The organism is Pseudomonas sp. (assembly GCF_040514055.1).
Taxonomy (GTDB): domain Bacteria; phylum Pseudomonadota; class Gammaproteobacteria; order Pseudomonadales; family Pseudomonadaceae; genus Aquipseudomonas.
The window spans coordinates 24,543-36,429 of the sequence record NZ_JBEVDL010000041.1 but is presented as its reverse complement, the minus strand read 5'-3'; the positions used below and the strand labels follow the sequence as shown (position 1 = coordinate 36,429).

Genomic DNA, 11,887 nt, shown 5'->3' with positions numbered 1-11,887 from the left:
AGCCTCACCATGCGCAAGATCCTGATCGCCCTGTTGTTCACCGCTACCCTGCCCGCCATCGCCCTGGCGATGCCCGCCGACGGCCATCGCCCGGACGGCCAGCACCAGGGCCGTCACCTGTTCAAGGAACTGGACCTGAGCCAGGAGCAGCGCCAGCAGGTCGGCAAGTTGATGGGCGGGCAAATGCACACGCGCCAGGAAATTACCCAGCGTTACCTGGACAAGCTGCCCGCCGCCGAACAACAGGCGCTGCAAGCCGACCTGAAGGCCGCCGAGACCAAGACCCAGGGCGAGATTCGTGCGCTGCTCAAACCCGAACAACAGAAGGCGTTCGACGAGCAGCTGCAGAAAATGGCCGAACGCCGGGCCGAACGGGCCGAGTTCAAGGCCTGGAAAGCCCAGCAAGCCAATCAAAGTCAGTAAGCTCACCCCTGGCCCCCAGGCCTTCGTTTCGCCCCGCCGGCGCTACGCCGGCGGGTCCGCTCGTTCAAGGAGCCGTCGTGCGATCATTATTCTGGCGCATCTTCGCCAGTTTCTGGCTGGCCATCGCGCTGGTAGCCGGGCTCTTCCTGCTACTGGGGCGGGCACTGAACCAGGACGCCTGGATCATTAATCATCACCCGGCGCTGGACCAGTTGGCCCAGCGCTGGACGCAAATCTACGAAACCCAGGGCGCGCCCGCTGCGCAACAAGCCCTGGAGCAGCTCAGGCAAGCCTCCCATATCAATGTGCAGGTGCTCGACGACGATGGCCAGGCACTGGTACCCGGGACCTTTCCGCCGCGCGCGGCTGCCTTCGAGGCGCGCCAGAGCCCACGACGCCTGCCCTGGCGACGCCTGGCCGAGGAGTACAGCAGCCCGGTCAGCGGCCAGAGCTACCTGCTGATCTACCGCATCCCCCACGCGGAGCTGGACGCCTGGCACCGCGACAGCCGGCTCTGGCCACTAAGCGCGCTGGGCATCGCCCTGGTGGTACTGACCGTACTCAGCCTGCTGCTGACCCTGTCGATCACCCGCCCATTGGCGCGACTGCGCGGCGCCGTCCATGACCTTGGACAAACCAGCTATCAACAGAACAGCCTGGCGCGGCTGGCCAACCGACGCGACGAATTCGGCGTGTTGGCCAAGGACTTCAACCGCATGGGCGCGCGCCTGCAGGGCCTGATCGGTAGCCAGCGCCAGCTGCTGCGGGACGTCTCCCACGAGCTGCGCTCACCGCTGACCCGCCTGCGCATTGCCCTGGCCCTGGCCGAGCGCGCCAATGCCGAGGAGCGCGAACGGCTATGGCCACGCCTGGTGCGCGAGTGCGACCGCCTGGAGGCCCTGATCAGCGAGATTCTGGCCCTCGCCCGCCTGGATGCCGACCCGGGTCCCGCGCGTACCCTGGAACTGGCTACCCTGCTGGCACAACTGCGGGACACGGCCCTGCTGAGCGCGTCGCAACAGCGTATCCAGATCGACTGCCCGGCCGGGCTGACGTTGCAGGGCTGGCCCGAGATGCTCGAACGCGCCGTGGACAACCTGCTGCGCAATGCCGTGCGCTTCAACGGCGGCGAGCGGCCGATCGAGCTGTCCGCGCAACGCCAGGGCGACCAGGTGGTGTTGAGCGTGCGCGACCATGGTCCCGGGGTCGAGCCGGAGCATCTGGCGCGCCTGGGCGAACCTTTTTTTCGCGCACCTGGGCAGGACAGCGAAGGCCATGGCCTGGGCCTGGCGATTGCCCGCCGCGCGGTCGAACGCCATGGCGGCCGGCTGGACCTGGACAATCACCCGCAAGGTGGTTTTACCGCCCGCCTCAGCTTGCCGTTGATTCCGTCGCCGCCGAGCTGAACTAGCTCAGCGTCGGAGCGGACCAGGCGCTGACGAAATCCGCCGGATCCAGTGCGGGCGCGACCCGCAATTCGCGCTCCGGCGTCCCCAGGTAGAGAAAGGCGATGACCTGCTCGCCGTCCGCCAGGCCCAGGCCAGCTGCGACCCGGGGACTGTAGCTCAACTCGCCGGTGCGCCAGACCGCACCTATGCCCTGGGCATAGGCCGCCAGCAGGATGGCATGGGCGGCGCACGCCGCGGCCAGGACCTGCTCCTGCTGCGGTACCTTGGGGTGCGCCTGGGGGCGGGCGATCACCACCACCAGCAAGGGCGCCCGCAGGGGCATGCCGCGGGCCTTGCTCAAGGCCTCGGCAGGCGCCGCCGGGTTGTCCGCCAATACGGCTTCAACCAGCAGTTCACCCAGGCGTTCACGGGCCTCGCCTTCTACGGTGAGAAAACGCCAAGGGCGCAACTGGCCGTGGTCCGGCGCACGCAACGCGGCGCGAAACAACAGCTCGCGCTGCCCGTGATCCGGTGCGGGCTCGCACAGGCGCGGGGCCGATACGCGATTGAGCAGGGCGTCGAGAGCTTCCATTGACCACCTCCAGGAAAAGAAGCAGGCATTCTAGCCGATCCCGCCGGCGAGCCGCCGAACACAACGCAACCGGAGCACTGACCGCCCCGGAAAAATCGCTCCGTGTCTGTCGGGGCTGCGGGTAGAATGCGCGCTCCGTTCCTGCCGAGCCGGCTTAATGGCCCTGTCGACGCTGCGTATCATCGGATTTATCCTCGGCATCTTTCTGATCACGCTGGCGCTGAGCATGGTCATTCCCATGCTGACCCTGCTGGCGTTCGACCGTACCGACGACCTCCTGGCCTTCCTCTGGTCGAGCCTGATCACCCTGGCTGCCGGCGTGGTCCTGATGCTGCCTGGACGCCCTGAGCACGCGCAGTTGCGCCCCCGCGACATGTACCTGCTGACCACCGCCAGCTGGGTGGTGGTGTGCTGCTTCGCCGCGTTGCCCATGGTGCTGATCCAGCACATCAGCTACACCGATTCGTTTTTCGAGACCATGTCCGGCATCACTACCACGGGCGCGACCATCCTGACCGGGCTGGACTCAGCCTCCCCCGGGTTGCTGATCTGGCGCTCCATGCTGCATTGGCTGGGCGGCATCGGCTTTATCGGCATGGCGGTGGCGATTCTGCCGCTGCTGCGGGTCGGCGGCATGCGCCTGTTCCAGACCGAGTCCTCGGATTGGGGCCAGAAGGTGATGCCGCGTTCGCACATGGCGGCCAAGTACATATTGCTGGTCTATGTCGGCCTGAGTGCCCTGGGTACCCTGTGTTTCTGGCTGGCCGGCATGACCCCTTTCGAGGCGGTCAACCACTCGATGTCGATGATCTCCACCGGCGGCTTTTCCACCTCCGATGCGTCCCTGGCGCACTGGCCGCAGCCGGCGGTGCACTGGGTGGCGGTGCTGTTTATGATGCTCGGCGCGCTGCCCTTCACCCTTTACGTGGCCATGCTGCGCGGGCACCGCCGCGCGCTGATCAAGGATCACCAGGTCCGCGGCTTTGTCGGTTTCCTGCTGGCGACCTGGCTGGTGTTCGCCACCTGGCTGTGGCAAAACTCCGAACATGCCTGGCTAGATGCCCTGCGCATCGTCGCGGTCAATGTCACCTCGGTTGTCACCACCACCGGCGTCGCCCTGGGCGATTACACCCAATGGGGCAGTTTTGCCATCCTGCTGTTTTTCTACCTGACCTTTGTCGGGGGCTGTTCCGGCTCCACCGCTGGCGGCCTGAAGATCTTTCGTTTCCAGGTCGCCTATGTACTGCTCAAGGCCAACCTGCAACAGCTGGTACACCCGCGTGCGGTGATCAAGCAACAGTACAACGGCCATAACCTGGACGAGGATATCGTCCGCTCGCTGGTGACCTTTTCGTTTTTTTTCACCGTCACCATCGGCTTTATTGCCCTGGGACTGGCCCTGCTCGGCCTGGATTGGGTCACCGCGCTGACCGGTGCCGCCACCGCGGTCTGTAACGTGGGCCCTGGCCTGGGTCCGATCATTGGCCCAGCCGGTAATTTTTCCAGCTTGCCGGATGCGGCAAAATGGTTGCTGACCCTCGGTATGCTGCTGGGCCGTCTGGAAATCCTCACGGTACTGGTGTTGTTCACCAAGGCCTTCTGGAAACACTGAATGACGCGCCCTCGGCCGCTCCACGGCGCCCGGCCCCCGTACTGCGGCCACTAAAGACCACTAGACTGACGACTACCTCCCAGAGCCCACATTCATGGCGTCGCCGACTCTACGCATCATCGGTTTTATCAACGGCATCTTCCTGATCACCCTGGCCATCGCCATGGTGGTGCCGATGCTGACGCAACTGCTGTTCGCGCGCACCGAGGGCATTCAGGCCTTTCTCTGGTCGAGCCTGATCACCTTATTGACCGGTCTGGCACTGGTCATTCCGGGCCTGCCGGGCAGCAGCCAGCTGCGGCCACGGGACATGTACCTGCTGACCGTGTCCAGCTGGGTGCTGGTGGCCATCTTCGCCGCGCTGCCCTTTCTGTTCAGCCAGGACATGGACTACACCGATGCGTTCTTCGAAAGCATGTCGGGCATCACCGCCACCGGAGCGACCGTACTCAGCGGCCTGGATGGCATGTCACCGGGCATCCTGATCTGGCGCTCACTGCTGCACTGGCTGGGGGGCATCGGTTTTATCGCCATGGCGGTGGCCATCCTGCCGATGCTGCGTATCGGCGGCATGCGCCTGTTCCAGACCGAGTCATCGGACCGCTCGGACAAGGTCATGCCGCGTTCGCACATGGTCGCCAAGTACATGGTGGTGGCGTACCTGGGTCTCAGCCTGTTGGGTTTCCTGGGGTTCTGGGCGGCGGGCATGGGCCTGTTCGACGCGATCAACCACGCCATGTCAGCCATCTCCACCGGCGGCTTCTCCACCTCGGACCGCTCCCTGGGCAACTGGACACAACCGGCGGTGCATTGGGTGGCGGTGGTGGTGATGATCCTCGGCAGCCTACCGTTCGTCCTCTATGTGTCGATGCTGCGGGGGAACTACCGCGCCCTGTGGCACGACCAGCAGGTACGGGGTTTTTTTGGCCTGCTGTTGAGCAGCTGGCTGGTGCTGGGCACCTGGTACTGGCTGACCACCGAGTTGCACTGGCTGGAAGCGGTCCGCCATGTGGCGGTCAACACCACCTCGATCATGACCACCACCGGCTTGGCCCTTGGCGACTACAGCCTCTGGGGCGGCTTTGCCGCCATGTTGTTTTTCTACCTGGGGTTTATCGGCGGATGCTCGGGCTCGACCGCCGGCGGACTGAAGATCTTCCGTTTCCAGGTGGCCTATATCCTGCTCAAGGCCAACCTGCAGCAGCTGGTGCATCCCCGCGCGGTGATCAAGCAGCAATACAACCGCCACCGCCTGGACGAGGACATCGTACGGTCGATCCTGACCTTTTCGTTCTTTTTCACCATCACCATCGCGGTGCTCGCCCTGGGCTTGACCCTGTGCGGCCTGGACTGGATCACCGCCCTGAGCGGCGCCGCCAGCACGGTGTCGGGTGTGGGCCCGGGCATGGGACCGATCATCGGCCCGGCCGGCACCTTCGCCAGCCTGCCCGACAGCGCCAAATGGTTGCTGTCACTCGGCATGCTGCTCGGGCGCCTGGAAATCATTACCGTGCTGGTGCTGTGCATGCCGGCGTTCTGGCGACACTGAGATGGGCGCACACCCGACCAGCTGGCAGGGGATGAGAGCCCAGGTGGGCTGGCGCTAAACCACGCGCCGAGGCCACCCTCCATCCTCCTGCGCCCCTGGCTTATCCCCCCGTCGACCGCCAATGAAGCCGTAGGATGGGTTGAGCGCAGCGATACCCATGCCGAACTACCCCACAGCACGTTAGCCCGTAGGATGGGTCGAGCGCAGCGATACCCATGCCGAACTACCCCACAGCACGTCAGCCCGTAGGATGGGTCGAGCGCAGCGATACCCATGCCGAACTACCCCACAGCACGTTAACCCGTAGGATACGGTCGAGCGCAGCGATACCCATGCTGACGACCCAACGGCACGTTAACCCGTAGGATACGGTCGAGCGCAGCGATACCCATGCTGCAACCGCCACTGCCCGCCCCCATCGCCGGTCAGGGCGAGGTAAGTCCCTGCAGATGCCGCAGGCGGTACTCACCCGGGGTGGCGGCGAACCAGCGGCGGAAGGCCCGAAAGAAGTTGCTCGGGTCAGCGAAGCCCAGCAGGTAGGCGGCCTCCAGCAGGGTCAGGTTGGGCTGCGCCAGGTACTGCTGGGCCAGTTCGCGACGCGTGTCGTCAAGCAACTGCTGGAAACTGGTGCCCTCCTCCTGCAGGCGGCGCTGCAAGGTGCGCTGGGACAGGTGCAGCGCCTGGGCCACCGCATCACGCTTGGGCTCGCCTTGTGGCAACAGCCGGCACAGCACCTGGCGGGCCTGGTGCGTCACCCGGCTCTCGGAAAAACGCGCCAGGTACTCGCCGGCGAAGCGATCATGCAACTGCGCCAATGCCGCATTGGCGGTGGGCAGTGGCGCGTCCATGTCGGCCCGCTCGAACAGCAGGCTGTAGTGCGGCGCATTGAACTGGATGGGCGCCTGGAAGACCTCCTGGTAAGGCAGCAGGTCGGCGGGCGGCGGCCCCTGGAAACAGACTCGCACAGGGCGTATGGTTTTACCGGTCATCCAGCGGCAAAACGCCAAGGCGTAAGCCAGTGACGCCTCGGCACTCTGCCGGGCCGGCGCCAGACGGTCACCGTGGATCGCCAGCGTCAGCGCATAACCTTCGGGCAGCGGGCGGAAACTCAGGTCGGCGCCTTCGCCGATGATCCGCTGGTAACGCACCAGGCGGGCAAAGCCTTCGGTCAGCGTGCGGCTGGACATCAGCGCATAACCCACCACGTGGAACGACGCGGGACGCACGACCTTGGCCATGTTCAACCCGATGGCCGGGTTACCGGACAGCTCCACCGCGCGTTCCCACAAGCGGGTCATGCGATCCTGGGGGAATCGGGCATCCGGGTCCTGCAAGGCCTGGTAATCCAACGCCAGTTCGACGAACAGGCTGCGGCAATCGACGCCGCCCATTTCCAGGCCCTGGACGATACCCAGGGCCCAGCTCGAGGAGGTGGTACGTTCGCTCATGGCGCCTTCTTGTTTGAGTGGGATCGGCCAGCGGGCCCGGGAGGGGCTGGCGGACAAGGATACTAAAGTGGCGCCCAATGTCACTGGCCCAGCAGGACAGTCGCCCTACACTGTGATGACCCACAGACAGGAGGGGGAAGCATGAAACCGCACGGTGTCGAGCGTTATACCCGGTTTGCCGATTTTTACCCGTTTTACCTGGAGCAGCACAGCAACATGGTCTGCCGCCGTCTGCACTATGCCGGCAGCCTGCTGATCCTGGGCCTTATCGGCTATGTCCTGTTTAGCCAGCGTTGGGCCTTGCTGCTGTTTATCCCGCTGCTGGGCTACGGCTTCGCCTGGGTCGGCCATTTCATCTTTGAAAAGAACCGACCAGCCACGTTCCAGTACCCGCTCTACAGCCTGCTGGGCGATTGGGTGATGCTCAAGGACGCCTTGACCGGCCGCATTCGCTTCTGAAGTCGGTAATCGCGACGACAACGGTTGAGTCATCGCGGATATAGCGCCTTTCGGCGGTCGTAGTTGGCTGCCCGGCAACCGCTTGGTTATGATCCCGCACCGGATGCCTGCATGGCTCAGCTATTGCAGTGGATCTGGACGCCCAGTCGAGGCGTCAAAAAACCCTGCAGGGATTGTAAGCATTTGATGAAGTCAGCCTCTTCCGACCGCCTTCAAGGTCTGCCCACCCCGCCGCTGCGCGAGTATTACTCGCGGGTGCTGGCCTACATTGCCACGGCCGCCAGCATCGCCGCCGGCACTTATGTGCAGTACTTCAGCTACGACATTCTCTGGATCGTGCCCTACGCCCTGCTCTACCCGCACCTGGCCCACCAGCTGAGCCGGGGTTTCAAACGCGATCACCCCCACCAGACCAACCTGGCCCTGCTGTTCATCGACTCGATGCATGCCGGTGGCGCGGCGGTGCTGCTCGGGTTCTGCGTGGTTCCCAGCCTGATGTTCCTGCTGATCCTCAGTTTCAGCGCATTGATCATCGGCGGGTTACGCCACCTGGGCCTGTCGCTGCTGGTGGCGGTCAGCAGCATGGTGCTGACCAGCGTCATCATTCGACCGGAATTGAAGGCTGCCACGCCGACGCTGGTGGCGCTGGTCAGTGTCCTGTTCACCACGCTGTACATCTGCATCACCGCCTACTTCGTTCACCAGCAGGGCCTGCGCCTCGGCTTGGCCAGGGTGGAGGTCAAACGCGAGCAGGAAAAGGCCGCCCGCCTGGCGCGCAACCTGGCGAAGTACCTGTCTCCCCAGGTCTGGGAGTCGATCTTCAGCGGCAAGAAGAGTGTGCGCCTGGAGACCCAGCGCAAAAAACTCACGGTGTTCTTTTCTGATATCAAGGGCTTTACCGAGCTGGCTGAGGAGCTGGAAGCCGAAGCCCTCACCGATCTGCTCAATACTTACCTGAACGAGATGTCGAAAATCACCCTCAAGTATGGCGGCACGATCGACAAATTCATCGGCGACTGCGTGATGGTGTTCTTCGGCGACCCGGCCAGTCACGGCGCCAAACGCGATGCCGTGGCCGCCGTGTCGATGGCCATTACCATGCGCAAGCACATGAAAGTGCTGCGTCAGCAGTGGCGCGCCCAGGGCATTACCAAGCCGCTGGAAATCCGCATGGGGCTGAACACCGGCTATTGCACCGTAGGCAACTTCGGCGCTGACACACGCATGGACTACACCATCATCGGCCGGGACGTTAATCTCGCCAGCCGTCTGGAGAGCGCCGCCGAATCCGGTGAGATCCTGATCTCCCACGAGACCTACTCCCTGGTCAAGGACGTGATCATGTGCCGCGACAAGGGTCAGATCACCGTCAAGGGCTTCTCCCGCCCGGTGCAGATCTATCAGGTGGTGGATTTCCGCCGCGACCTGGGCGCGTCCTCCAGTTACTTCGAACATGAATTGCCGGGCTTTTCCATGTACCTGGATACCAACGGCATCCAGAATTTCGACAAGGAAAAGGTCATCCAGGCGCTTAACCAGGCCGCCGAGAAGCTGCGCGACAAGGTCATTCTCTAACCGGAGCGTCCAGCGGCGCCGCTGCGTTGGCGCCGCGGGCGCCGTCGAGCAGGGTCTGGCGAGCCAGGAACTGCAAGGCGCTGGCCCGCCATCCCTGCTGCAGGGCCGATGCGGCGCACGCTGCGCGGTCCAGATGCAGTGCCGCGCGGCACGCCCGACCCAGATCCTCGTCCAGGATCCCGGTCACGCCCTGCTCCAGCAGATCCAGCGGCCCGCTCACCGCAAAGGCGGCCACAGGCGTGCCGCAGGCCAGGGCTTCGAGCATGACCAGGCCCAGGGTATCGGTCCGTGACGGAAAGACCAGCACGCTAGCCGCTCGATAGGCCGCGGCCAGCGCCTGCCCGTGCAAAGACCCGAAGAAGCGCGCTTCGGGGTAGCGCGCCTGCAGCGTCTCGCGCGCCGGGCCGTCCCCAACCAACCATTTTTCACCGGGCAGATCGAGGCGCAAAAACGCTTCCAGGTTTTTTTCCGGGGCCAGCCGTCCGACGCAGAGAAACACCGGCCTGGCCTGTGCAGCAGGCTCCCAGCCGGGCTGGAACAACCCGGTGTCGACCCCTTTGGACCAGACCACCAGATTGCGCAGACCCTCCGCGCCCAGCGCGTCGATCATCCGCGGGGTGCTCACCAAGACGGCGCGACTGGGCCGGTGGAAGGCCCGCAGATAGGCGTAGCCCCAGGCCAAGGGGAAGCCGCGCCAGCGACTGTTCAGGTATTCGGGAAAGCGCGTGTGCACCGCGCTGCTGAAGGCCAGGTCGCGCTTGAGCAACCAGCGCCGGGCGGCCCAGCCAAGCGGCCCCTCGGTCGCCAGGTGCACGCAGTCGGGGGCGAAGTCGCCAATCATCCGGCCCACCTGCCATAGGTCCCAGGCCAGGGGGATCTGCGGATAAGTGGGACAGGGGCAGGTGCGAAAGTCCTGGGGCGACAGCAGACGCACCTTGTGCCCAAGCGCCTGCAACTCCACCATCAGTGCCTGCAGGCAGGTCACCACACCGTTGACCTGGGGCAGCCAGGCGTCGCTGACCAGCAGTATCCTCACAACACCGGCTCCACTGCGGCCTCGCGCTGGGCGGCCTGCGCGGCCTGTCGCTGCTGATCGTCGGCCAGTCGATACAATTCGATGCTGCCGTCGAGATGCTCGATCAGCGCCGTGCAGGATTCGACCCAATCGCCGCAGTTCATATACTCCACCTCCCCCATGGCGCGGATCTCGGCGTGGTGGATATGGCCGCAGATCACCCCGTTGAAACCCCGTTTCTGACATTCGTGAGCGATCGCCTGCTCAAAGTCGCTGATGAAGTTCACCGCGCTTTTGACCTTGTGCTTGAGGTACGCCGACAGCGACCAGTAGCCGTAGCCCCAGCGGCTGCGCCAGTGGTTGAGCCAGCGATTGAGGGTCAGGGTGAACTCGTAGGCCGAATCGCCCAGAAAGGCCAACCAGCGGTGGTAGCGGGTGATCACATCGAACTGGTCACCATGGATCACCAACAGCCGACGGCCATCGGCTGTCGTATGCTCGGCCTCGTCGACCAGGCGGATATTGCCCAGCACCAGGCTGGAATAGCGCCGCAGAAACTCGTCGTGATTGCCGGTGACGTAGATCACCTCAGTACCCCGCTTGCTTAGCGTCAGCAGTCGGCGCAGCACATTGGTATGGGCCTGCGGCCAATAGATGCCGCTGCGCAGCTTCCAGCCATCGATGATATCGCCCACCAGATACAGTTGATCGGCCTGGTAGCGCTTGAGAAACCGCGCCAGGTGTTCGGCCTGACAGTCCCGGGTGCCCAGGTGGACATCCGATATCCACAGGGTGCGCACCCGTTGTTTGCGGCTGGGCATGGCGAGCTGAGCGCTACTCATCGAGGGAGGCCTCCGGCGGGTTTGGCCCGAGCTTGCACCGGCCCCATGACCGCGCCGTGACAGTCCCGCAGCAGGCCTGTGACAGGCAGGCGCAGCAATCGCCGTGGACTGCCCGGTATTTTTGCCCGGCGGCGCAATCGGCGGGCATTCCACGGGTAGACTGGGGACCTGCACCGAGGAACCCCTGATGCATTCGATACTTTCCCTGCGCCGCTACCGTCATGACCGCATCGCCCACCGCCACGACCACGCCCAGTTGGTGTTTGGCCTGCGCGGCCAGTTGGACTTCGAAGTCGCCGGTTTCGGTAGCCAGGTGACCTGCCAGACCCTGGCCGTGGTGCCTTGCGATACCCAGCATGCGTGCGGCAGCACCGGCGGCAGTGAATGCCTGGTACTGGATGTACCCTCGGCCGAATGGCTGCAACAACGCCTGGGCGACCATGCCTCGGCCAGCCAGCGCCTGCTGGAACGCCCCAGCGCGTTCAGCCTGAACCCACGCCAGGGGCAACTGGTCAATTGGCTCGCCGCCAGCCAGCTGCAGGACGGGGTGATTGCCCAACAAGGAGCCGCGCTGTTGCTCGCCAGCCTGGTGGGTGAGCGCGAGGCGCCGCCTTGCGGCTTGCCGCTGGCGGCGCTGGACGCCTATGTCGACCAGCATGTTGGCCACCCGTTGCAGGTCGCCGACCTGGCGCGCCTGAGCGGGCTTTCGGTGGCGCGCTTTCATATCCGTTTTCTCGAGGAAACCGGACAGACGCCCATGGACTATGTTCGCCAGCGCCGCCTGCAGCGGGCCCGGCAATTACTCTGCGCAAGCCGCCTGCCGCTCGGCGAGGTGGCCGCCCAGGTCGGCTACGCGTCGCAAAGCGCGTTTAGCGCCGCCCTGCTGCGCGCCTTCGGCCAGACCCCCAGTGCGCTGCGCCGCGAGTCCCGCGACAAAACCCATTAGCCGTGCGACAGACTCGGGACAGCGGGCACCCTAGACTC

General features: G+C 64.7%; 11 protein-coding genes. 7 read left to right on the top strand and 4 right to left on the bottom strand.

The features are described 5' to 3' along the window. Nucleotides 1–9: 9 nt before the first annotated feature. Entirely contained in the window at nucleotides 10–423 is a 414-nt protein-coding gene (locus tag ABWY06_RS10610) for an LTXXQ domain protein (protein WP_353925537.1), read from the top strand. A 77-nt stretch (nucleotides 424–500) separates the two neighbouring features. Further along, complete coding sequence (locus ABWY06_RS10605) at nucleotides 501–1,829, top strand: sensor histidine kinase (protein ID WP_353925536.1); 1,329 nt, start codon at nucleotides 501–503, stop codon at nucleotides 1,827–1,829. Between the two features lies 1 nt (nucleotide 1,830). Here ABWY06_RS10605 and ABWY06_RS10600 read toward each other — a convergent pair whose 3' ends face one another. Then, nucleotides 1,831–2,403 carry a nitroreductase family protein gene (locus ABWY06_RS10600; protein ID WP_353925535.1) on the bottom strand — a complete coding sequence of 191 codons (573 nt, stop codon included), beginning with the start codon at nucleotides 2,401–2,403 and terminating at the stop codon, nucleotides 1,831–1,833. A gap of 157 nt (nucleotides 2,404–2,560) precedes the next feature. Here ABWY06_RS10600 and ABWY06_RS10595 point away from each other — a divergent pair, with 157 nt between their 5' ends. Beyond that, complete coding sequence (locus ABWY06_RS10595) at nucleotides 2,561–4,015, top strand: TrkH family potassium uptake protein (RefSeq protein WP_353925534.1); 1,455 nt, start codon at nucleotides 2,561–2,563, stop codon at nucleotides 4,013–4,015. A gap of 94 nt (nucleotides 4,016–4,109) precedes the next feature. Continuing rightward, nucleotides 4,110–5,564 carry a TrkH family potassium uptake protein gene (locus ABWY06_RS10590; RefSeq protein WP_353925533.1) on the top strand — a complete coding sequence of 485 codons (1,455 nt, stop codon included), beginning with the start codon at nucleotides 4,110–4,112 and terminating at the stop codon, nucleotides 5,562–5,564. A gap of 425 nt (nucleotides 5,565–5,989) precedes the next feature. Here ABWY06_RS10590 and ABWY06_RS10585 read toward each other — a convergent pair whose 3' ends face one another. Next, the gene (locus tag ABWY06_RS10585; RefSeq protein ID WP_353925532.1) at nucleotides 5,990–7,012 is read right to left on the bottom strand and encodes an AraC family transcriptional regulator; all 1,023 of its coding nucleotides are present in this window, start codon (nucleotides 7,010–7,012) and stop codon (nucleotides 5,990–5,992) included. A gap of 141 nt (nucleotides 7,013–7,153) precedes the next feature. Between ABWY06_RS10585 and ABWY06_RS10580 the strand changes: the two genes are divergently transcribed. Beyond that, on the top strand, nucleotides 7,154–7,471 hold the full coding sequence (locus ABWY06_RS10580; RefSeq protein ID WP_353925531.1) for an Mpo1-like protein: 318 nt from the start codon (nucleotides 7,154–7,156) through the stop codon (nucleotides 7,469–7,471). Nucleotides 7,472–7,657: 186 nt separating this feature from the next. Further along, complete coding sequence (locus tag ABWY06_RS10575; protein ID WP_353925530.1) at nucleotides 7,658–9,046, top strand: adenylate/guanylate cyclase domain-containing protein; 1,389 nt, start codon at nucleotides 7,658–7,660, stop codon at nucleotides 9,044–9,046. Here the strand turns inward: ABWY06_RS10575 and ABWY06_RS10570 are convergent. Both ABWY06_RS10570 and ABWY06_RS10565 read right to left on the bottom strand, forming a co-directional pair. Further along, nucleotides 9,036–10,082: a glycosyltransferase family 4 protein gene (locus ABWY06_RS10570; RefSeq protein WP_353925529.1), complete on the bottom strand. Its 1,047-nt coding sequence runs from the start codon at nucleotides 10,080–10,082 to the stop codon at nucleotides 9,036–9,038. The genes ABWY06_RS10575 and ABWY06_RS10570 overlap by 11 nt on opposite strands. Further along, entirely contained in the window at nucleotides 10,079–10,903 is an 825-nt protein-coding gene (locus ABWY06_RS10565; RefSeq protein WP_353925528.1) for a UDP-2,3-diacylglucosamine diphosphatase, read from the bottom strand. Before ABWY06_RS10565 ends, ABWY06_RS10570 begins: the two co-directional genes overlap by 4 nt. 187 nt (nucleotides 10,904–11,090) lie before the next feature. Between ABWY06_RS10565 and ABWY06_RS10560 the strand changes: the two genes are divergently transcribed. Then, entirely contained in the window at nucleotides 11,091–11,849 is a 759-nt protein-coding gene (locus ABWY06_RS10560) for a helix-turn-helix domain-containing protein (protein WP_353925527.1), read from the top strand. The last annotated feature ends 38 nt before the right edge of the window (nucleotides 11,850–11,887 follow it).